This is a genomic window from Bacillaceae bacterium S4-13-56 (assembly GCA_040191315.1).
Lineage (GTDB): Bacteria > Bacillota > Bacilli > Bacillales > JAWJLM01 > JAWJLM01.
This window is the reverse complement of the sequence record JAWJLM010000004.1, coordinates 75,272-99,067: the sequence shown is the minus strand read 5'-3', so window position 1 is coordinate 99,067 and position 23,796 is coordinate 75,272. Positions and strand designations below refer to the sequence as shown.

Below are 23,796 nucleotides of genomic sequence, written 5' to 3'. Positions count from 1 at the left end.
ATAGGCTTGAGATAATTTTATTTTTCACGGGATGGTTGCGCTGAAATAATATCATTTGCCGAACCTGTTCCTCCCGATGTTTCGTCAAGGATTGGGGGTAAATCAGCAACATTAAAATCATCAAGCGTAATCAAACTTCCGCCTGATGCGGTATAAGATTTACCGATTATTTGACCTTTTATTGTCCCCCCACCAGATATATTTATATCTGCATTAGGAGCATAAAATAATTGAGTAATTGCGTTTGCACCACCACTTATATTTATCTTTCCCCCACCTGTTATTATATGTCCTTGAAAACCTGATCCACCCGAAAAACTTAAGTCTGCATACTGAGCGTATAAAGAACCATATATTTTTTGACTTCCTGATAAAAGCAAGTTTGGACCCTTATAAAAGATATCAAGTTTTTTTACTTGGTCCTTGATTAGTTGAGACTTTGTGTCTTCATTTCCCTTTTTATTTAAATTTTCTATTTCATCAGATGTATTAATTATACTACCAGCCCCCATAGTAATGCTGTTATTAACATAAATTGTTAGTTTTCCTGTGCCAATTATATTAATTTTCCCATTTGGTAAATTTAAGGAATTAACCACAATGCTTCGATTACTATTGCCAATATTAATATTTAATGTGTTGTTGGAAGTGAGATAAATGTCATTGAATTTCAAATCCTGTGTCATATTTAAAGTATACCCATCTGCCACCCAATTATCGACACGCAAAGATCCGTTATAAATTACATCATAGCTACTATTAGACTTAAATACCTTTTCGTTTGGTGGTGTTGAATTGCTTGGAAAGACTGGAAATTGAGGCATTTCAAATGTTTTTATAGCTGGTAATTTAACTATTTCATTATTTAATACCATCCAATTCGGTTTATTAATGACATTATTCCCTGAGTCAGGACCAACATATATTTTTCCCGAAATACTTGCACCCCCATCGAGATTTATTGAACTTGGAGCAGATGAGTTTGTTCCAGCTCCACCTTCAATTTTTGCCCCACCAGATAAATTAACTGTTTCTCTAACAAAAACAGCTGTATCGGGAATTGTAACATTATTTTTTTGCACCCAACTGATACGAATTTGTTTTTCTACCGTTCTTGAATGATTATCAATTGTTCCGATTGATGTTATTTTGTAATCTCTGATAGTAGAATCTAGATTGTTACTGACATCCACAATCGATATTTTTGCTTCCGGCGTATGACCAAAATAATTTTCAAAATTTTTATAAGGAGGTTCATTGTTTAAATTCGTTATCATATCTTCAACATTTGAAAAGAAAGTAGTTTGATTGGGAGAGTTGTTATAGATATCAACAATGCCCTTATTCACTTTATCCATTGTATAGGTAATGCCAGATTCGGCAATATAATAAGTAGATTGATATGTTCTTTCACTAGAACTCATTTTCATATTGTTTAGAGCAAGTCCCATAAGGGCTAAACCTAAAACTGACACCACTACAAGAACCAATAAAACTATAACTAAGGCAATACCTTGTTCATTCTTTAATAACCCCATTCGCTTTTTCATAACATCAATCCTATTCTCTCAAATAAATGGTAGTTTCGGGTAAATTACCAATTTTTAAATTAACTTGAGTATTTCCTATTTTTGAAACAGTAAAAACCTTAATGTTAGAAATAAAATCCACATTATTTTTTTTCAAGGTCGTTCCTTCAAGCCTATAAATATCTGCTCCATTAATTGTTAGCTCATTGGGGTTTTTTACCTCAATTGTCTGTGCTTTTCTAATTTCTTTGGTAATGAGATTCATAGCCATTCTTTCATCAGATTGAATTTGAATAGCATTTGATTGTGAATTCATTTGTTTTTGTGCAAGTAAGTGAACAGAACTCGCAAGAAGCATAACTATTGAAAGGATAGAAATGGCAGCCAAAAGCTCAACTAAAGTTACACCCTTTTCGCTCATTTTCATTTATAACACCCCTATTTCTTCCACGATAAAACCATCTCCATTTGAGCTTCCTGTTTATTCTTTTTATCATCTTTATATATTTTCAAGATAACCTTACCTAATTCATCCGATACTGTCTTTAATTGTAAGAATACATAATGACCATCTTTGGTAATTCCATAACAATTACTACAAGAGATATCATTACTATACCCTTTCTCTAAAATTTGGTCAGATAAATTAGCTATAGAAGGAGAAATGGAATTAGTATTGATATTTATTATTTCTTCCATCTCTTTTTGTGCAAGGTAAGTTGAGTCAGTTATATTCTTTGACATAGTATTCGACTTAGCTGATTGAGAGAACATAGGTACCATTGATACAATGATAATAGAAAGTATTACAATTGATGCTAATACTTCAATTAATGTCAAACCTTTTTCAGATGAAAATTTCGGTAAATAATGTTTCATACAATCCCCCCTAATTTACCTGAAGGTTTCTTAGTCTTAGAATATACTAAATTTCGACATTTTTATATAATTAAAATCAACGCATCATCAATATTTTGTATTTCTTCCTAGTAAAATACTACTATCTTGACTCTTGCATTTTTTATTAGAATCCCAAAAAGGGCTACGGATTTGTAAACCGGACTGATGGAAACTTCGGCTCTAAAATCTGTACCACCCTTTGCCTTGCCACGACAATAGGACGTACGTGCGGGTGTGATATGCTGACAATCCGATCAGCAATCCGGTTCGAGGTGTTTCTGTACATTTCATTTTGTTGGCAATACACTTCGCTAATCACGAGAAGTTGCTTGTATTCTTTTCTACTGAGTAGCGACAAGCTGCTTCTATTTTTGAGTTCGTCAATAATTTCGCGCAACAAAACCTGGCTGTTTTCTGATCTAATTCAAAAGTTCCGCATACAACTTTTTTGGTTTATAATTTGTTAAGACTTTTTATTTCTCCTGGTGTCTTCACCCATTTTTCAGAATTAAAATAATTAATTTGCTAGAGGATGATACCTATGATCACAATTATTCGTAATGGAGAAGTTTATGCACCTGAGTATCTAGGCAAAAAAGACATTGCATTAATCAATGACAAAATCGGTTTTGTGGGAAATGATGTTGAACTGTCCTCGTCTTCCATAGACATTACGGAAATAGACGCTACAGGCAAAATCATTGTTCCTGGTCTAATCGATTCCCATGTTCACATTACTGGCGGGGGCGGTGAGGGGAGTTTTCATACACGTACACCTGAACTTAAACTAACAGATGCCACATTGGCCGGGGTGACTACTGTTGTAGGTGTAATAGGCACCGATGGAACAACAAGAACAATGACTAACTTGATTGCAAAGGCAAGAGCTTTAAATGAGGAAGGAATTACTTGTTATGCCATGACCGGTTCTTATCAGGTGCCCGTTCGCACGTTAACTGGAAGGATAGAAGACGATATCATGATGATTGACCTGATTCTAGGTACAGGAGAAATCGCTATTGCCGACCATCGTTCTACTCAGCCAACGAGGGAGGAACTAGCAAGAATTGCTTCTGAATCTCGTATAGGTGGCATGCTCTCTGGAAAACCCGGAATTGTAAACATTCATGTTGGAGATGGGAAAGATCAACTGCGATTGATTGAAGAGGTTGTGGAAACTACTGATGTACCAATGAAACAATTTTATCCTACCCATATCAATCGGAACCGAAAACTCTTTGAAGCAGGAATCCAGTTTGCTCAACAAGGAGGATATGTGGATTTTACGACAAGCGCCCTCCCAAATGATTCTCGGGGAGATCTTACAAGTAGCAGAGCATTAAAGGAAATGCTTGATGCCGGGGTTCCTATTGATCAAATCACTTTTACATCCGATGCACAAGGCAGTTTACCAAGATTTAATGAAAAAAGAGAGTTTGTTGGGCTAGGGGTTGGGGAAATCAAATCCCTACTTGAGGCAGTAAGAGATGCTGTATTGGTTGAAGGGATTCCACTTGAAACGGCAATTCGTGTGTCAACTGCAAATCCTGCTACCATTTTAAAGCTTAGCCAAAAAGGAGCCATTGAAAAAGGAAAGGATGCCGACCTAACGATTCTTTCGAAAGGTTTATTAGAAGTTGATACGGTTTTTGCGATGGGCCAGGTGATGGTTCAATCAGGTAAAACAGTTGTTAAAGGGGCTTTTGAATAGATAAAAAAATACATACATCCAATAATTATGGGAAAGTAACATTCCTATAAAATTGCGAGGTGTTTGTATTACGAGAACAACATGTGAAAATATCTACATCTGAGATGGCTCATTTATGGACAACTTACATAAACTACAGCTTTGCAAACTGTGTTCTTCCTTATTTTTTACTAATTGTGAGGAACAGGTGTTTTCAGACAAGTTGATGATATTTCATGTTGCTGCTCTTACTGTCGCTAGTACTAGTCCTTATGGAACTAGCTTAGGTTCAAGTCCCAGACATGATCTTGGCACTATCTATGTACGTCTAAATGCGGAAATACTAAAATTCGCAGAAGAAGAAGCAAGAATTATATTGATCATGGTTGGTTAGAACAACCGCCTTCTGCTTCTAATAAAGAATCATTAGGAAAATAAAACGTAAATGAATGGAGTCCAGTGGAATGGACTCTGTTTTTATGCAAGAAAAAAACTCCTCTGATACTTGAGGAGTAAGGGAATTACAGCGTTTTCTATATGTAGTCGTTACGAAATACTATTGTCCTTGGCGTGATCCCAATCTGAAAAATAGTAGAGTGCATTTTTCATGAGTCGAGGATGTGACTTCTTAATCCTCTTCTTGTTTAGGTTTTCTTCCCGTGCATGTAATCGCCGAATACCCTCCATCACTTCCTCAATGCTCATATCCACTTCCATCGTATTTATTCCTCCTTCCTTGAGTTACTTTTATAATTTCCAAAATTAGGAGGAACATACAAAAACTTAAGATTTAAAGATCACCGATTCATTCACAGAATGAGAGTTAAGGTTAAGTAAGTATGCAAATGTAAAGGTACCGCTGTGAAAAACGGTACCTTTTGGCATCTTCAGAAATTATACTGCTTCTTTTCTCGCTCCCATGATCTTCCCTTGCTTTTTCGATTCTCTATACTCGGCAGTTGCAGTAAAGATAACATCTGTTGAGGAGTTCAATGCTGTCTCAAAAGAGTCTTGTAAAACACCAATGATAAATCCTACTCCCACCACTTGCATAGCTATTTCATTCGGAATTCCAAATAAGCTACTCGCCAATGGAATTAATAGTAAAGACCCACCTGCTACACCAGATGCTCCACAAGCACTCACTGCTGCTAGAACACTTAATAAAAAGGCTGTTAGGAAATCAACTTGAATACCAAGAGTATTTACTGCAGCAAGTGTCAGGACTGAGATCGTCACGGCTGCTCCAGCCATATTTATCGTAGCTCCAAGTGGTATTGATACAGAATAGGAATCCTTATTTAATCCTAAGTTTTCACATAGTCTCATATTTACAGGGATGTTAGCTGCGGAACTTCTTGTAAAGAAGGCTGTGATTCCGCTTTCCCTTATACATTTGAATACAAGTGGATATGGATTCTGGCGAATGGTTACAAATACAATCAATGGATTCATAACCAGCGCTACAAATAACATACATCCAATTAAAACGGCAAGAAGCTTTCCGTATCCTAAGAGAGAATCTAGGCCATTTGTGGTAATACTATCAAAGACAAGACCCATGATTCCAAACGGAGCAAGTTTAATCACCCATCTCACAATTTTAGATACTGCTTCTGAAATATTGGAAATGAGGGTTTTCGTTGTACCCTGCGCACTTCTTAAAGCGATACCTAAAAGAATTGCCCATGCTAAAATTCCAATATAATTCGCATTATAGATCGCACTCACTGGATTATCAACGATATTAAGTAATAAAGTAGTGAGAACCTCCATTACTCCACCTGGTGGTTCTAAACCTTCTGCAACTGGCGCAAGCTCCAAGTTAACTGGAAACATAAAACTAGCTAATACAGCGATAAGTCCCGCGGAAAAAGTACCTACTAAATACAGAATAACGACTGTTTTCATATTCGTTTTTTGACCACTCACATGTTGAGCAATGGCTGACATAACTAGGAAAAAGACTAACACTGGTGCTATTGCTTTTAGTGCACCAACAAATAAAGAACCTAGCATTACGACAGGACTTGCGATTTCTGGTAATAGCAAGGCTAACAAAATACCAATTGTCAAACCTACAATGATTTGTTTTACTAAACTCAATTGGTTCCACTTTCCCCATACCCTTTTCATTGATGTCTCCTCCAGACTTTAGATTAATAGAATAATTGCAACTTTCGAGGACAACATCCCCATTGTCCCCCTTACAAAAACAAATGTCCTTGTCGAATAGTATAAAGAATAAATGGCTGGATTCCAATAGAAAAAACTATATTTTTAAAATGTTTAAACTATATAAATATTAAGATTATTCAGTTTACAATATCCACAAGATCTATACCATCAATAAATGAAAAAGAACCTCTGATCAAAGAAAGATCAAAGGTTCTCTCACTTATCCTGCTCTATGGTTCACTTAGAGATATATAGATATAGAATTTTTTAATAAGCCCCTGCCATTTGTCTGATTTCTTCATCCAATTCTTCCACTTGCTCCGATGAGTTTTTAGTTAGACCTAAAGACTGGGCTGTTAACGCATGAATTTTTCGAAACATTTCTGGGTTTTCTGATAAAGAAATACCATAAGAAGGGATCATTTCTTTGATCTTAGGTTCCCATTCTTCCATATGCTGAGGGAAACATTGTTTAATCACTTCAAGCATGACATGAACAGATGTAGAAGCCCCAGGTGAAGCACCGAGTAAGGCTGCGATCGATCCGTCAGCTGAACTAACGACCTCTGTACCGAATTGTAAGGTTCCTTTTCCGCCTTCTTCTGTATCTTTAATTACCTGAACGCGTTGGCCTGCAACAACCAAGTCCCAATCCTCACTTTTAGCATTTGGAATAAACTGACGTAATTCTTCCATACGTTGTTCCTTTGTTAATAAAAGTTGCTGAATTAGATATTTTGTTAATGGTATATTTTTTGCTCCTGCGGCCAACATCGTAAGGAGATTGTCTGGCTTAACTGAAGTAATCAAATCCGTATTTGATCCGTTTTTCAAGAACTTAGGCGAAAAACCAGCAAACGGCCCAAATAATAAAGATTTTTGATTGTTAATATACCTTGTATCTAAATGCGGTACTGACATTGGTGGAGCACCAACTGCTGCTTTTCCATATACTTTACCATGATGTTGTTGGACAACCTCTGGGTTCTTACAAACCATAAATAGACCACTGACTGGGAACCCTCCAATATTTTTCCCTTCAGGTATTCCTGATTTTTGAAGTAGATGAAGGCTTCCTCCTCCGGCACCAACAAACACGAATTTCGCCTTATGAGATTCAATTGTACCACTTTCAAGATTTTTTATTTTTAGTTCCCATAGCCCATCTCTATTCCGCTTTATATCATTAACACTGTGATTGTAATTAATGGCCACACCATGATTCCTCTTTAAATGTTTAAAAAGTCTGCGGGTTAATGCACCAAAATTAACATCTGTACCTGAATCAATTTTTGTCGCAGCTATTGGTTCATCCATTGTGCGTTCATTCATCATTAGCGGAATCCATTCTTTCAACTTCTCTGGATCTTCGGAAAATTCCATCCCCTCAAACAAAGGGTTGTTTGAAAGGGCTTTAAATCGTTTCTTCAAAAAATTAATACTATTTTCTCCGTGTACGTAACTAAGATGAGGTAATGGCATGATAAAGTCCTGCGGGTTTCTTATTAGATTTCGATTTACGAGATAAGACCAGAATTGTCTGGATAATTGAAACTGTTCATTAACCTTTATGGCTTTGCTAATATCCATAGATCCATCTGACTTTTCAACAGTATAGTTTAATTCACACAGTGCAGAATGCCCTGTTCCTGCATTATTCCATTCATTGGAGCTTTCCACACCCGCATCCGCAAGCTTCTCAAACACAGTGATTTTCCAATCAGGGTCTAGCTCCTTTAGAATGGTACCTAAGGTTGCACTCATGATCCCCGCACCAATTAAAATAACTTCAGAATAATTTTGTCCGTTACTCATTTTACCATATCCTTATACTCTAAGATTTTTTGAGGTTATAGCCCTCTGCTTACGTCTCCATGTAAGACAGACAACTTCTAATTTTTAATACTCTTTCCCAACATTATAATATATTAATATTGTTTATAGGGTTAACTTCTTCCATTATATCAATATTTTCAAAAAACTTAAAATATATTGTTTGGTTTTGAGCAAGAAATGATTGACCCTTTATGATCCATAACTTTAATATGATTGTGAAATAATTTTAGACTAAGTTTGTCACTATGGAGTAAGAGTGACAAACTCAAACCAAGCTATTGTCACTCAAGCAACATCAGTAGCACTCAGTTAATCTACTAACACTATTGTCTCGGAAAAACATCACTTAATATGGGCATGTTGGTACTTGAATTATGTAGGGAGTTGAGGCAAAGGTATGGGTCACGTAGACGTTGCCAATCATTTCGTGAATCGAGTAATCGCGGCCCTAACACGATGTGCGGTTTTAGCCTACGTTCCCTCTGAGATAAAGTGAAACTTTAATCAGTGGCCGTGCCCCACTAATTGTTAGCACCAAAGGTATGACAACCAATCGGATATTTACGGGCTGTTCATCCCCATCTACTCACCTCAAATATTAATTAAAATTTGAGGTGAGGGATTACTACCCGTTCATGTGGGATAAATTCTGATAGCAAAAAAAAGACTCGAAAATTGGAGAGGGTCTCCAATTACGAGTCTTTTAAATTCAACTTTCTACTGTTGTGAGCTGAGCTTTACATTTTAATCAGCCCTAGGTTACACATTGCTTTTCTTTAGGAATAGAAATAGTAAATGTCGTACCGATATTTTCTTAAATTAACACTTGAAGGTTCTGCTTATCCATGGTAACAAATCCTTCACACAATAGTGCTAATCCTTTATAAAAAGGAGTATTTGCATTTTTTTGAACATCATTGGAAAAATCAGAAATCCAGGTTAAGATATGTTCCTCCAAAAATTGGGATTGCGCTTTTATTAATTCTTGTTCTTCAAACTTTTGATTTGAAATACAGTCAATCAGATATGACATAAAAAGTAACTCTAATCCGATATGGTCATCGGGTTCTTGGTTCTTTCGAGTGAGCTCAAGACCAAATCTATGGAAGAAATCCCTGACTGCATAGGTCTGTAATCCAAAAACATTTTTTCTTTTTGATCTATATACTGATTCCCAAGGAGGAGCTTCGACGGTAGCTGGTCCGATAAAAAGCTTTGCGTAATCACTTCGCAACTCTGTAACTGTTTCTTCCACGGAATAATTTTTGCTAGCTTCCGACCACTTTAATAGTTCATCTATTCCCCTTGTCATTTGATCATTATCAACAGGTACGGGAAATCCTTTCCAAAATCCTTCTTGACTTTGAACTACTAATTCCTTTTGTGGGAGCTCTAACCATAAGCGGCCAAAAAGTTCATAAATTCTACTACGTTCTTGATCCATTTCATTCAGATTTTGATCCATGCTTATCCCTCCTCTAAGAAACATTGAGTCCTTCGTCAATCGGTTGTTTTGAATCTTTAGTTTTTTGATGACGATGTCCCGCAATCAAATAATTATATCCTAGTGTAAAGAGCAATCCCCCAAATCCAAGCATTCCAACAAAAATTGTAATCTCTGCCCATGTCGGAGAATAATTGCCTATCATTGCCCAAATATCTGGTCCAACTCCCGATAAAGAAGGATCTTCCCATCTTCCTAAGGTCACACCAGGCGCTCCATGAATTAAAGGGAGGGACAGGGAAGAAAGTAATAGCCAAACCCTTTTGAAAAACACACCGATAACCACAAATATGGATGCTAAAACGATAAGGCCGCTTCTCTGACGGTTTCGTTTAAAGGCCAGAATCAAGAATGGGATTAAACCGCCTAGCAATAATTGCCCCCAAAAGAACGGTGCAAGCCTACCCGTTAATAACAAATGAACATACTCCATCTCTTCCGCTTGTCTTGGGAAAGACATCGTTAATGTTTCAGACAACACCATAAAAATATCTACTGAAATAAATACTGCCAAAAGACCTCCTAAAGTTGCGATTAATCCTTTGTCTGTCTTGAATTTCGTAAATTTATTCATGGCAATTAAAACAACAAGCAATAAAGCTAGGCCTGAGTCTAATGCTGAAGCAACAAAAAGAGGAGCCATTAAAGCACTATTCCATGTTGGCTGAGCTATCTGCAATCCAAAAATCCAAGCCGTAACGGAATGGACCAATACCGCAACTGGAAGCGCAACAAACGACATAATCTTTAGTAACTTTTCATTCGGTTTGGGTCTAGTTATTAAGAACAAATATATCAGTGAAATGGATAGATAAATTGTTATGACAATAACATCCCAAATTAAGGGAGAACCTATTCTTCCATAAATCAATAGATTTAGGAAGCGTTGGGGACTACCCAGATCAACTAAAATGAGCAAAGCTGCTAAAATAATGCAAACTGTAGATAATAATATTGCTGGTTTAGACACTTTCTTAAAGGACGGGATATTAAATACCGTTGCTGATGAAGATACAATCAGACCACCAGCAGAAAGTCCTACAAGGAACATAAATGAAATAATATACAATCCCCAAGAAGTTATATTATCCATACCAGTCACAATCAACCCTTGGTTAATTTGATAAAACCAGGTACCAAAAGCAGCAATTGAAAGTAAAGATACACTACCGAGCCACACTTTATAATTCAGATTATTCATTGTAACCCCTCCTTTCTTAACGTAGATAATGAACTTTGGGTTCTGTTCCCAAATGTTCTAGTAGACGTTCGGATGTTCTGGATTTAATTAGCTTAGAAACTAAACTATCAGGATCATTTAAATCGCCGAAAACACGTGCTTCAGAAGGACAAGATTCTACACAAGCTGGTTCTAACCCTTGATCTGTTCTTTCTTTGCAGAAGGTACATTTTTCAACGACACCTTTAGGTCTTACTGGAACTTCAGCATCTCCATAGTTAAACCCGGTCATACGTTCAGGTTCCTGCCAATTAAAAGTCCTGACTTTATATGGACATGCAGCCATACAGTAACGACAGCCAATACATTTATCATAATCAACCAATACTCTTCCATTATCATCCATATAGGTTGCGCCAACTGGACAAACTTTGATACAAGGTGCATTATCACAGTGCATACAGGCAACAGGACGATAATTCATCTCCAGATGCGGATATACACCACCGGCACGGTCTATATCATCCCCGCCACCCTCAGTTAACACTCGATTCCAGAGCATTCCATCCGGTACATTATTCTGCATTTTACAAGAAATAGAGCATGTATGGCATCCCATGCACTTTTCAAGATCAATCGCCATTCCATAACGCGGTTTCTTTGTTTCCATTTATTCATCCCTCCCTATGCCTTTTGTACATCCACTAATACATCGTAGAGACCATAGACGGGACCAAATGTTGTCTTCCATTGTCTTGAGTTCACAAAAGAGTGAGTGACACTTTGGAAAGAACCTTCTTTATAGGCTTTTGGCCACCATCCATGATTCATACAAATCATTCCTGGTCTCATATCATTGGCACTCTGATATCTTGCTGTAAAACTCCCTCTATCGTTAAAGACGCGTACGTAATCGCCATTCTTAAATCCTCTTTTATCAGCGTCCTTTGGGTTCATGAGCACAAGTGGCTCAGGCCGTATTTGTTGCAACCAACGTGCATTGGTAAATTCCGAATGAGCTGTAAAGCGAGAATGATAAGTTCCATAAATTAAAGGATACTTATCAAAAAGCGCATTGTTAGGAGAAGCCTCAAATGGTTCCTCATAATCCGGAAGTTCCAATTTTTCCGGCAAGTATTCTTCCTGATAAAATTCTAATTTTCCACTCTTTGTTGGGAATTTCTTATCAGTAAAGAGCCTGTATGGTTCATTTGGTACATTCAAGCGTAAAATATTCTCGTTTTTGCGCAGTTCATCGTAAGTAATCCCCTTCAAGGCCGGATCATTAGAAGTGGCCAGAAGTGTTTTAGCATATTCCTTCATATCCTTAGGCAGAAGATGGCTATAACCTAACTTTTTGGCAAATTCTTGTTCAATTTGAAAATCAGTTTTGCTCTCGAATAAGGGATCAATTACCTTATCATCTAGCATGACATACCCTTGTTCAATTCTAAGATGCCCGGTCTCAGATTCATTTTCAAAATTAGAGCTGGCCGGAAGGATAATATCCGCACATTGGGCACTAAAGTTGTTAAAGATGTCTACAGTTACGACAAAATCTAATTTTTTAACCCATTCGATTGTCTTCTCAATATCAGGATAACGTTGTTGTAGAGTATTTCCTTGAACAAAGATAGCTTTAATCTCGTCACTTTCGCGTAATTCTGCAAGAAGCTTTCCACCTTTTGTAGTAGCAAATTCCTGTGGGATTGGCCATGAGCCCAAACGTCCAGACCACGTAGGTTGACTGATTCCAACCCCTCCCCCAACCGTTCCAATGTTTCCAGTTAATCCAGCTAAAAACCCTAGGAGACGACCTGTTGTATCGGCGTGGTACCAACGATCCATACCAAAGCCAAGAACCAAGGCAGCTGGACCATTTGTAGCATAATCCTTTGCTAACTCATTGATTACTTCGGGCTTAATATCAACAGTTTCAGAAACTTTTTCCGGGGTATATTGATTGGCCATATCTTTTAATAAAGAGAATACGGTGTTCACTTTAATTCCATTAACCTCGAAGTTCCCTTCTAATGAGGCTATTACTTGGTCTCCATCTACTTGAGCTGAATTTGTTACTTGATTCCAAACAACAAATTTTTGCTCATCCCCTCCGGCAATAATATCACTTTCTCTTAAGAGTTCTCGGTTATCAGATCTTACCAAGTAAGGAAGAGTGGTATATTTTCTAACGTATTCATCATTAAACCAATTATTTTTCAAAATGACATGAATTAAAGCCCACACCAAAGCACTATCCGTTCCAGGTTGAATAGGAATCCATTGATCCACTTTGGTAGCTGTAGGAGTATGATTCGGATCGATCAGGATAACCTTAGTTCCGTTTTTCTTGGCATCCATAATATAAGGAGCAGTGACACTTAGTGTTGTTTCAAGTGTATTTTTCCCCCACAGTATAATTACTTTTGAGTTTTCAAGATCTGTAACATCATTCTGACCACTACCATAAAAGCTTTGACCTACTACCTGCCATAGTCCATTGGCAATACCAATATCTATTCCTCCCGGATTCCCTGACTGCATGTTAAAGTATCCTGTCAAAAACGGAAACTTGTATTGCGGACTGACAGAGGATTGGAACAGAATAGATTGGCCCCCATACTCATCTTTAATTTCTTGGAACTTAGAGGCGATGGTATCGATTGCCTCATCCCAAGAAATCGGTTCAAATTTTCCTTCTCCTCTTTCTCCTACTCGTCTCATAGGGGTCTTAAGTCGATCGGGGCTATACACACGCTCGATCTCAGAACCTCCCCTTAGACATATCCCTGTGCAAAGTTTTGGTTTTTCACCGTTTTTTAATGTATGCGGTTGTATTTTCACCAACTTACCGTTACGCGCAGTAACTTTCATATGATGACGATTCCCACAGTGCGGATGGTGAGCTAAATATAGAATTTTCTCTTCAGGAGACGTTGCATTACTTGCTGCATTTACTTCTTTAAACCACTTCTTTTTTAACGTAAAACCTCCAAAAAGGCTTAGTCCAAGTGTTCCAGTGGCACCTGTTAAAAATTTACGTCTCGAAACCTCCATAATTTTAATCCTCCTCCTTAACAAGGTGTGTTTTGGCTACTGCATATTGATGAAGTATACCAATTTAATAAGTCCATTAATTCACAAATAGTACTTATTTGATATTCTGCTAGTCCTCCCCATCACGCATAAATTACGAAGATCATAGCACTTAGAGTAGGTACAAAGTAAATAGCCAATACACTTTACATGATCAGAATTAACAATTCCTTCCTTTAATAACTATAACCTCGTTTATATAGTGAATATCTCATAAATTAAACGCTATGTGTTTGTTCCGTTGTACAAAAAAAAATGCTTTTATTTGTACTTTAAAACATTGAAAGGTCAAAAGTTGACCCCCACGTGATGAAAGCATTCATGCTTTCATCACGTGGGGGTCTGTCATCATACCCGATTTTCTTTTTTAAGCTTTATTTTCCCGGCAATATAAACCATTAGAGGTAGCAGAAATCCCACAATATATGTTAAGGGAAAGAACACTTCTTTATCAAAACTAGCAAATTGCATTGTGCTCGTAAACATAATGGGTACCATTACAACTATCAACATTCCTAATGGTAAGGTAATGGGTCTATAATCTTTTGCTCTTACAAAATCACTTAAGCTAGCTACTAAAATATAGAATAGTATTGCTAATTTAAAGTAAATACTTAAAAACCATATGATGGCAATGATCACTTCTAACCTTTCTAAAAACTCTCCTATACTCACCTTTTTACCCAATAAATAAACAGGAAACATATTTCTAATCGTAACATCTGAACCCAACACGAGAATACAAAGGAATGTTACGGTAGTCAATAATAATCCTCCTATAAGTGTACCTTGTAAAAAGGATTTTTTTACTTTTGCTTCTTTATTAACATAGGGTGTAATCATTAGAAATACGAATAATTCCAAGTACGGAAACGCTAACAGATAGTAGCTACCATGTATCACTGGCTTTATACCTTTTTCAATATAGGGAAGTAAGTTCTCTTTCTCTAATGACCCGATTAAAAATATGCATAAAAGAAAAAATAAGCCTAATACCCACGGTAAAAAGATCTCAGAAGTACGCCCAACGTTTTCTATACCAAGTCTTATCGTATAAATAACGGTTAGCATAAATAGAATGTGGATTACTTGTATTGGTGTTTGAACTAAAATTTGTGTTTTTAAAAAATCTCCTATATCCCAAAGAAGGATCGAGCATAGTAAAAACAAGTACATATAAGTGATGAAAATTATTACCCCACCAACCCACTTGCCTAAAACATAGGTGGTACATTCAAAGTAACTTTTCTTAGGGTACAACTCATGAAGCTTTGAATAAAACAGCACTAAAAATAGTGCTATAACTGTGGCAACAATTGCAGAAATCCAAGCATCTTGTTTTGCTGCATTGGCTAACAAAGAAGGGGTAAACAAAATGGCACTACCAATTGTAAACAAAGTAATCATATTGGTAAGTTGTTTTTCGCTAATCTTTTCCTTGGATGAGCCTAACATTTTATAGCTCCTTTTCCATAAAGTGAAACCTCAATCAGTGGCCATACTCCACTGATTGTTAGTATCCATGGGAATAACCTAAAGACCCGTGAACCAATCGGACATGTACAGGTAGTTAATCCCCTACCTACTCTTTTCTTTTTTACTTAAGTTTTAGTTAGGAGTATGACTGCCCGTTAATGCGGGATAAAGAAATTCTCGATACCAATTCCTATTGGTGAAAGAATAGCTCTTAAACCACTAATAGGATTCGGGATGGACACACCATTTACTTGCAAAAGAGATAATGTAGTTGCAAGAAAAAGAATAGAAGAAAAAAGGATAAAATCTTTTTTCATATTTTGTTTTTTCATTTTAGGTATTTCATAAATCGAAATAAGTATTGCTAGAAATAAAACACCTATTGTTTTCAATGTTAATCACCACCAGCTTTCCATTGAAATGACTCCTTAATTGTCCCGGTTCTTCGAATATTGTATTGAGATTCAATTTGTACATCTAACTGAACAAATCCTTCTTCATTCCAGTTTTCCTTCACCCTATTCCAAAGTTTAGGGTTTTGTTTATGAATCTGTTCGCCAAAACCAAAGATATCTGTTTGTAACTCTTTAGCTTTGGTAAGTCCCTCATTTAATATTTCTCTTAATTGTTTGTCCAATTTCTCTGCCAATTCTTTGAGTTTGTCTTCACCTAGTATGTTTTTGTTACATCTCACCTCTCCAATCGATACATCAGACTCCACCTTTACGGTTATCTTAGGCATGCCATTAGCCTCTGCTACTTTTACGTCCGTTTTGGTTTCATAAATTTCTAGAGTGACATTGCCTCCTTCACATTTTTCAACACTAACCGTATTAGTAACGTTGTCAGTGATATAATTAAATGCCTTACTTTCATTCTTGTTTAACCACCCTACAAGCTTATCTTTCTTAAATACCCCTAAGTAATCTAAACTTATGACTGAAGGAGAAGGAATCCTTTCAACATTTGGTAGTCCTCCTCCAATATCAATATCACCTTCTACTTTTACCCCTGTTAAAACAGGGTTAACTCCCTCAGAGGAAAGCCTTGCAATTAAATCTTCTAAGTCAACTCCTTTTGTTGGAGCCCAGGATTTTTCGGATGCTTCTATAGAATTAAAGATTTTACTTGTCGGTATTTTGTCAATCGGCGTTAGGACTTCCAAAATACTAGAAGCATCCTTTTCTTTTGAAACAACAATAAAATAGTCTGTTCGTACTTCATGATCTCTAGACAAAAAATCAAGTGTTTTTTCGATTCCTTGTGCTGCTAGTTCTTCACCTAAGACAACTATCCTAAGATGGGATAAGTACAATTTCCTAGGACTTGTTAAAGTAAGGGATCGTAAGGCTTCAAACACACTTCTTCCTGTTGTTTCATATGTTGATACAGACACACGGGTTGACTGTGTTTTTCCGGCAATCTCCCCTGGGTTCAACACTTGTGCAGTTATTTTATATTCTTCATCTTCTTTATCAATTGCTAAACCGGTTAGGATGGCTAGTTCATTTAATTCCCGCTTGTCCCAACACCCAGATAAGATGAATAGTAACAGTAAAATGAATAACATCATAAATCCATTTTTCATGATGATGGCTCCCCACTCTGCGAGTTATCTGACTCCCTTGATGAATCTTTAGGTTCAGGAGCAGGAGTCTTTTCACGGACAATATTATTCTGAGAAATTAGACTAGGTCTTGAAGATAATGCCCACTTAGGCAAGCGAATAAGTGAATCCTTTTTTCCACCTTTACTCGACGGAGCCATAGGCGACAAATAGGGAACGCCAAATGAGCGTAAACTGGTTAAATGACTAACCAAAATGATTATGCCCAAAATAATTCCAAACAATCCAAAAGATGCAGCTAATATCATAAACAAAAAACGCAATAAACGTACAGATATTGCTAAATTGTATGATGGTATAATAAAACTACTTATGGCAGTTAATGCAACCACAATCACCATAACATTTGAAACAATTCCCGCTTCCACCGCAGCTTGTCCCAACACTAGGGCTCCAACAATCGATATAGCAGAACCTACAGCTCTTGGCATTCTAATGCCAGCTTCACGCAATACCTCAAACGTTATTTCCATCATAATGGCTTCAAAAAAAGCCGGGAAAGGAACACCTTCTCTTTGTGCAGCCAGGCTTACAAGTAAAGTAGTAGGTAACATTTCTTGATGAAAGGTTGTAACTGCTATATAAGCAGAGGGAACAAGTAAGGCTAACATAAAAGTCACATAACGTAATAGGCGGGTAGCACTAGCTATGTCAGCACGCTGATAATAATCCTCACTCGACTGCATAAACTGTATAAATACTGCAGGTGCAAGCAAAACAAAAGGCGTTCCATCTACAATAATGACTATTCTTCCTTCTAACAACCCTGAAGCTGCAATATCAGGTCGTTCAGTATTAAAAATGGTAGGAAAGGGTGTAAATGTTTCATCTTGAATGAACTCTTCTAGCATTGCACTTTCCAAGACACCATCCGTATCAATACGATTTAGACGCTCTTTTAATTCCTTTAAAATCTTTTCATTTACAATACCGTTCATATATAAAATGGCTATATCTGTTTGTGTTTCTTTACCAATCTGCATCTGTTCAATCCAAAGGTTATCACTCTTAATCTTCCTTCGAATAAGGGCTGTATTTGTTCGGAGTGATTCTGTAAACCCTTCTTTTGGACCCCTCACAACAGTTTGTGAGGAGGGCTCTTCCACTCCTCGCTGCATCCACCCTTTTGTGCCAACTGTAAGTCCAATCGTCTCTCCATCAAACAATAAAACGGTATCACCAGATAAAATATGACTTTTAACCTTTTTTAAATCATAAACCTTTTTCAATTCTCCGCCTGTAAGCGAATACTTTTCTAATAAATCCAAAGTAGCTGTTTCAAAGTTTGTATTTTCTAAGTGGACGTCCCTTATGTCAATCATTAACGTTTTTAATACAAATTCTTGTACAGTAGTAGAATCAGCAAGACCATCTGTATAAATAACCCCTATTTTTCGATGATCTTTTTCACCAAGGTTAAATTCTCTAAATATGACATCTGTACTATTACCTAAATCTTTTCTAATCGTATCTAAGTTATCCGATAATGATGGTGAAATAGAAGGTCCTGTTTTTATATCTGTCTTCATTTCTTTTGTTGCCACATTCTTTTCTTTCATTTTATCTTGATTATTTTTAACTTCATTTACCCAGTCGGTTAACTTTTTCATGTATTGATACTCCTAAAAAAGTATTGATGAGAAGAGAAAACCAATTAAAAGTTTCAGAAACAACATTCGTAATTATCTTAAACAGATAAAGGGAAACTTTCATCAGTGGTCGTCCCCCACTGTTTGTTAGCACCCAAGGGTTGACCTAAAGGTACTTGCACTAATCGGACATTTACGGACAGCCAACCATGAAGCAAGCTTCACCAACAAGAATGACAATTTAATGTTTTATTTTTATGGAAGTTTATCCCCCGCCTGCTCTTCTTCATTTACTTAAGAATTGAAGTGGGGAATTGCTGCCCGTTCATGTGGGATAAATTTGTTGTTTAAGCTTCAAAATCTCATAACTTTGTTAATAATTATTTAACAATATAATGCTAAGATTATTATTCTCAATCATTACTTAGATATTCAGGATTATTTTTGGACTACCATTTTTAAAAACTATCACCCAAATACGTGATAAGTGTTAAAAATCAGGTTTATCCATAAAGTGAAACTTCAATCAATGGCCGTCCCCAAGGGTACATCCTAAAGGACCTTGAACCAATCAGACATTTACAGGCAGTTTATCCCCTACCTAATCTTCTCCGTTTTTACTTAAGAATTAAGGTGGGGGATAAACTGCCCGTTCATGTAGGATAATGATAATGTTATTTGGAAATCATGCTTATTTAAATTTGGAACTATTTGTTATACACCGCCTCCATGAGGCTGTTCCTTCATAGAGATTAGTCCAAATAAACCAATAATTGAAAAAAGAAATGGTGTAACAAAACCATTGTAATATCCATCGATCATACTACCTGAGACTGAGTGAAAATAATCTAAAATATAGCCAAAAACACTTGGGAGTAACACAGCACTTAGAAATCCACCAGTATTGGCAATTCCCGTAACAATTCCTGATTCTTTAATCGGAAAGTATTGACGAACGAAAGCAAACGTTAACGAATTAGCTCCAAATGAAAAACCCATGACAAAGAAAAGCGTAAATAACAAATAAAGAGGAGGCTTTCCATTAAATAATAAAATGGCAAGCCAGCACAATATCGTTATTAAGTAGAAAATTAAATAAGGTTTTTTGATATTTTCTAATTTACTAGAAACCCAACTTATGAGAGGTGCACCAATAAGTGCTCCTAAAAGACTAATCATTATGAGTTGGCTAGCGTTAGTACGTGTCATTCTATATACATCTATCCCATAAGGAACCGCCCATGAACCAATAAATCCGATGTACCCGCCAACAATTCCAAAATGGCAAAAAAACAATGCCCATGGTTGTCGATTAGAGAGTACTTTACGTAGTAAATCAAAGGTTTTTTCACGTTGTAATTCCTTTTCTACTACAAATACCTCTGGAAACAATTGTTTTGGTTTCTTTATGAGAACAAAATAAAGGAGGATACCAAATAAACTTAATAGGACTCCTCCAAATAAAAATACATTTCTCCAACCAAACCAAACAATCATTGTTGAAACAGGAAGTGTTGCCAAAAGGAAGCCTAAGCTACCTGCCATTCCTGCCACACCTATTAATCGAATGAATTCTTTTCGATTTAACCACTGGCTCATGATGGATACCATATTGACCCAAATGGTTGCGTCCCCTATTCCTGTTAGTATTCTGGCTAAAAACAAGACAATTATATGTGTACTGTTACTATAAATAATAATTCCTAAGCCTGTCAGTATGGCCCCTATAATCAAGAAAAAATTTGGCCCATATCGATCAGCTAAAACTCCCATAGGAATTTGCAGAGCCGTATATACGAAAAACTGGACGCTTGTCACTAACCCAATAATTGATGCGGTTACGCCAAAGTCCACCATTAACTGATCTGTAATTAAGCCGGGTGCGGTTCTTTGGCTCGACATCAATAGATAAGTAAACAATACAGATCCAAAAACAACCCATCTATACCTACTGTTTTGTTTTTTCAATGACGTATTCTCCCGGTTTGCTTTTACACTATTTATATGAAATTTGGCTATACAAGTGTTAATCCAAAAAAGAGAGAACTTTCAGTCACTGAGTCGCAAATGATTATTTTTCTTTAGGAAGAAAAATAGTAAAAGTAGTTCCAATGCTTTTCTTGCTAGTTACTCTAATTTTTCCACCATGGGCTTCCACATAGCCTTTAGCAATTGATAATCCGAGTCCTTGCCCTCCACTTCTCGTTCTAGATTTTTCAGTTCGATAAAAACGTTCAAATATATATTGAAGATGTTCTTCCTCTATACCTGGACCGTCATCACTTATTTCAATCTCATAACAATTTTGTGCACTGCCAATAAATATATTCACTTTTCCATTTTCATTAGTATGCTGAAGGGCATTCCCTATTAAATTGATAAAAACTTGAGTCATTTTATCCTGATCAACTGAAAGAATACAGGGTGTCGAAGGCTTGTCGAAATAGAGAGTTATTCCTTTTTCATCAGCCAGCCACTGAAGTTGCTCCATAACCCTTTCAATAAGTTCACCTATATTTGTCTTGATTTTATTTAAAGGGAGTATTCCTGCATCAGTTAAGCTTAGTTGTTGGAGTTCGTTTACTAATCGAGACAGGCGATACACTTCATCATGTAATCTTAGAATTGTTTCTTCAGAAGGCTCTAATGCTCCCTCTTGAATAGACTCAAGTTTTCCTCTTAGGATAGTAAGAGGTGTACGCAATTCATGGGCAACATCATCAACTAGCATCTTTCTTATTTTTTCATTTTTTTCAAGTTGATCTAGCAAATTATTGAAAGAATATCCAAGCTGTTCAAACTCATCATTTGTTTTTAATTTGACTCGATAATCGTGTTCTCCCTTTGATATCTTCTCTATACTACTCATTAGATAATGAAGAGGCCGAGTCATCTTAGCTGCCAATACAAACGCTAATAGTGCCGCTGTAACAACCATAAGTAATGTCCCATAAAAAATGGACTCTTTTACTGTCAGTATATATTGATTCTGAATTTCCATCAGCCGGTTATTTAGAGGTTCTGAAATGATAAGAGAACCAATCTTTATTCCATTTAGAATAAGACTTTCCTTCATGCCCGTTAAGTCAGACTCAAGTTCACCAACCATATGCTCCATCGTCGAAGCAATAACAACCCCATCTTTATTAGCAAGACTATAATGAGCCGAATTCATCCCCATTCCTTGGCGCATCCTATTTTGCCCCATTCCCATGGTTGAGGTTTGATAATAGTATAATATTTCCTCTGGATTTCTCCATTCCCCATAATAATCAAAGGATTCTAGCAGATCATTTTTTAAGGGCGTTATTTTTTCACTTTCCGTTTCAAGAATATATTCCTCAAATTTTTGCTCTATTTTATATTGAAAATAAATCCCTTGAAAAACTCCTATAATAATAACAACAACTGTAAATCCAATGACGATTTTCCATTTGAGTTTCATCTTAATCTCCAAAACGATATCCGATTCCATACACAGTATGGATATAGTCAGGGATATTGGAATTTACTTTTAATTTCTTTCTTAAATTGCTCACATGAGTATCAATTGAGCGCTCATAGTTCACGTACTCTTCCCCTATAGCGATGTTCATTAATTGTAAGCGAGAATATACTCTTCCAGGTTTTGCTGCTAACGTATGGAGTATTTTAAATTCAGTTGGTGTTAAATTAACTTTTTCATCGTTCACAGTAACAGTATAAGTATCCATATCTATTTCTATGGGACCTCGTGTAATAATTTCTCCCTTTTCATCTGCCTCTTGTGCAGATGTCCTTCTCCACACAGCTTTCATACGGGCAACCACTTCTCGAATGCTAAAAGGCTTTGTTATATAATCATCCGCTCCAAGTTCCAATCCTAATAGTTTGTCTAACTCATCCGTTTTGGCTGTAAGCATGATAACAGGCAAATGCTTAGAATATGCCCGAATTTCACGTAACACCTGATAACCATCTGTTTCTGGCATCATGATATCTAGAAGAATTATATCTAGCTTCTGATCTTTCAAACAGCGTAATGCAGCATCCCCATTTTCTGCTTCAAACACAGAATATCCTTCTTTAACTAAGAAATTAGATATTGTTTCTCGAATTTGCTGTTCATCATCTACAACTAATACACGCTTGTTCATACTCCACCACCTCGTATAAGTTTACATGAAAATTATAATATACCTTAGCCCATGAGGAACCCATTTTTATAGAAAAAAAGCTCTGGTATTATCCAGAGCCTTCGGTTATTTAACGTTTTGAAAAGCGCGACCTTGACCACCAAAACCTCTCATTCCTTGACTAGGTTGAACATCGCCATTTGCTACTGAACAGTTTCCTCTGTATCCTTCTCCCTTTCTCGATCCAACATCTGTTCTACTAATATTAGCTTCCATCATTTCTTCCATGTTGGTTAGCATGTATTCCTTTTGTTCTTGAGTAATGACACCTTGTTCCACTAATTCACTTAATTGTTTTTCCTTGGTAACTGTCATCAAAGAAATTAGCTCTTCTAACTGAACTCCTTGTTCGTCCGCAATTTCTTGAACCGATTTTCCCTCAAGTCGAAGTTGTCGAAGCTCCTCCATTGTAAGTCCTAACAAATCTGCCGCCGTAGTACTCATTGTTCCCTGGAAGTATTGCCCCATTCTCGGCCCATAATGTCCATTCATCCCTTGTTGGACAAATTGAGATGTTTGCGTTCCAATAGCCTCATTAGGTGTTTGGGGTTTAATGACTTCATCAGCTGAGATATCAGATGGTCCCAAAATTGAGCCAATTCCAAATGCACTAACTAAGGCACCTGTTAGTAAAACCATTTTCCATTTCATTTTAATCACTCCTCTTTTTTTTGCTCACCCCTATCATAAACAAGGGTTTTTTAGAACTCTTAGAGAAAATATCAAGAAAATGTTAAGATTCAAAAAAGGTTCCTGACTCTCCGTACGGTGAAGCTTTACCATCCTGGGGGTCAGGAACCAGTACGTAAACCTCTTCCTCGCTTTTCCCATCTAGCTGTTCAATATTGATTTGTGTTTGGTTTTTAATTCTGGTATTTATTTTTTGGATCTGTATTCATATTTACTTTTGTAGTTGTAGGTACGAACATTTACGGGCAACCAATGAAGCAAGCTTCAGCAACAAGGATGAAAAATTTAATGTTCTATTTTCATGGAAGTTTATCACCCACCTAATC

Annotated in this window: 20 protein-coding genes and 1 pseudogene; 2 read left to right on the top strand and 19 right to left on the bottom strand. The window is 36.6% G+C overall.

Translation table 11 applies throughout. From position 1 onward, the window contains the following. Positions 1-17: 17 nt before the first annotated feature. The 4 genes and pseudogenes from RZN25_02185 to RZN25_02170 all read right to left on the bottom strand — a co-directional run bounded on the left by RZN25_02185 (position 18) and on the right by RZN25_02170 (position 2,848). A complete protein-coding gene (locus tag RZN25_02185; GenBank protein MEQ6375641.1) occupies positions 18-1,550 on the bottom strand; it encodes a PilX N-terminal domain-containing pilus assembly protein in 1,533 nt (510 codons plus the stop codon). Positions 1,551-1,560: 10 nt separating this feature from the next. Next, on the bottom strand, positions 1,561-1,956 hold the full coding sequence (locus tag RZN25_02180) for a prepilin-type N-terminal cleavage/methylation domain-containing protein (protein ID MEQ6375640.1): 396 nt from the start codon (positions 1,954-1,956) through the stop codon (positions 1,561-1,563). An 11-nt stretch (positions 1,957-1,967) separates the two neighbouring features. Next, positions 1,968-2,408, bottom strand: a complete 441-nt coding sequence (locus RZN25_02175) for a prepilin-type N-terminal cleavage/methylation domain-containing protein (GenBank protein ID MEQ6375639.1) — start codon at positions 2,406-2,408, stop codon at positions 1,968-1,970. A 182-nt stretch (positions 2,409-2,590) separates the two neighbouring features. Then, a pseudogene (locus RZN25_02170) lies at positions 2,591-2,848 on the bottom strand (IS5/IS1182 family transposase). A gap of 122 nt (positions 2,849-2,970) precedes the next feature. Between RZN25_02170 and iadA the strand changes: the two are divergent. Then, a complete protein-coding gene (gene iadA / locus RZN25_02165; GenBank protein ID MEQ6375638.1) occupies positions 2,971-4,140 on the top strand; it encodes a beta-aspartyl-peptidase in 1,170 nt (389 codons plus the stop codon). A gap of 115 nt (positions 4,141-4,255) precedes the next feature. Next, entirely contained in the window at positions 4,256-4,513 is a 258-nt protein-coding gene (locus RZN25_02160) for a DUF3231 family protein (protein MEQ6375637.1), read from the top strand. Positions 4,514-4,665: 152 nt separating this feature from the next. Here the strand turns inward: RZN25_02160 and RZN25_02155 are convergent, their stop codons facing one another. The 15 genes from RZN25_02155 to RZN25_02085 form a co-directional block, all read right to left on the bottom strand. Continuing rightward, entirely contained in the window at positions 4,666-4,836 is a 171-nt protein-coding gene (locus RZN25_02155) for a hypothetical protein (GenBank protein MEQ6375636.1), read from the bottom strand. A 177-nt stretch (positions 4,837-5,013) separates the two neighbouring features. After that, positions 5,014-6,255: a serine/threonine transporter SstT gene (gene sstT, locus RZN25_02150; GenBank protein MEQ6375635.1), complete on the bottom strand. Its 1,242-nt coding sequence runs from the start codon at positions 6,253-6,255 to the stop codon at positions 5,014-5,016. A 309-nt stretch (positions 6,256-6,564) separates the two neighbouring features. Further along, the gene (locus RZN25_02145) at positions 6,565-8,112 is read right to left on the bottom strand and encodes a malate:quinone oxidoreductase (GenBank protein ID MEQ6375634.1); all 1,548 of its coding nucleotides are present in this window, start codon (positions 8,110-8,112) and stop codon (positions 6,565-6,567) included. Between the two features lie 835 nt (positions 8,113-8,947). Further along, complete coding sequence (locus tag RZN25_02140; GenBank protein MEQ6375633.1) at positions 8,948-9,598, bottom strand: molecular chaperone TorD family protein; 651 nt, start codon at positions 9,596-9,598, stop codon at positions 8,948-8,950. A gap of 13 nt (positions 9,599-9,611) precedes the next feature. Beyond that, entirely contained in the window at positions 9,612-10,838 is a 1,227-nt protein-coding gene (gene nrfD / locus RZN25_02135) for an NrfD/PsrC family molybdoenzyme membrane anchor subunit (GenBank protein ID MEQ6375632.1), read from the bottom strand. 16 nt (positions 10,839-10,854) lie between these two features. Next, positions 10,855-11,487, bottom strand: a complete 633-nt coding sequence (locus RZN25_02130; GenBank protein MEQ6375631.1) for a 4Fe-4S dicluster domain-containing protein — start codon at positions 11,485-11,487, stop codon at positions 10,855-10,857. A gap of 14 nt (positions 11,488-11,501) precedes the next feature. Further along, positions 11,502-13,874: a molybdopterin-dependent oxidoreductase gene (locus RZN25_02125; protein ID MEQ6375630.1), complete on the bottom strand. Its 2,373-nt coding sequence runs from the start codon at positions 13,872-13,874 to the stop codon at positions 11,502-11,504. A 387-nt stretch (positions 13,875-14,261) separates the two neighbouring features. Continuing rightward, positions 14,262-15,368 carry an endospore germination permease gene (locus RZN25_02120; protein ID MEQ6375629.1) on the bottom strand — a complete coding sequence of 369 codons (1,107 nt, stop codon included), beginning with the start codon at positions 15,366-15,368 and terminating at the stop codon, positions 14,262-14,264. A 176-nt stretch (positions 15,369-15,544) separates the two neighbouring features. Continuing rightward, entirely contained in the window at positions 15,545-15,781 is a 237-nt protein-coding gene (locus RZN25_02115) for a hypothetical protein (GenBank protein MEQ6375628.1), read from the bottom strand. 2 nt (positions 15,782-15,783) lie between these two features. Then, positions 15,784-16,977: a Ger(x)C family spore germination protein gene (locus RZN25_02110; GenBank protein MEQ6375627.1), complete on the bottom strand. Its 1,194-nt coding sequence runs from the start codon at positions 16,975-16,977 to the stop codon at positions 15,784-15,786. Continuing rightward, the gene (locus RZN25_02105; GenBank protein MEQ6375626.1) at positions 16,974-18,626 is read right to left on the bottom strand and encodes a spore germination protein; all 1,653 of its coding nucleotides are present in this window, start codon (positions 18,624-18,626) and stop codon (positions 16,974-16,976) included. The genes RZN25_02110 and RZN25_02105 overlap by 4 nt, the downstream gene beginning before the upstream one ends. A gap of 693 nt (positions 18,627-19,319) precedes the next feature. Then, on the bottom strand, positions 19,320-20,573 hold the full coding sequence (locus RZN25_02100) for an MFS transporter (protein ID MEQ6375625.1): 1,254 nt from the start codon (positions 20,571-20,573) through the stop codon (positions 19,320-19,322). Between the two features lie 103 nt (positions 20,574-20,676). Continuing rightward, on the bottom strand, positions 20,677-22,050 hold the full coding sequence (locus RZN25_02095; protein MEQ6375624.1) for an ATP-binding protein: 1,374 nt from the start codon (positions 22,048-22,050) through the stop codon (positions 20,677-20,679). Between the two features lies 1 nt (position 22,051). Then, the gene (locus RZN25_02090; protein MEQ6375623.1) at positions 22,052-22,741 is read right to left on the bottom strand and encodes a response regulator transcription factor; all 690 of its coding nucleotides are present in this window, start codon (positions 22,739-22,741) and stop codon (positions 22,052-22,054) included. Between the two features lie 105 nt (positions 22,742-22,846). After that, positions 22,847-23,431, bottom strand: coding sequence for a hypothetical protein (locus RZN25_02085; protein MEQ6375622.1), 585 nt, complete (start codon positions 23,429-23,431; stop codon positions 22,847-22,849). Between the last annotated feature and the right edge of the window lie 365 nt (positions 23,432-23,796).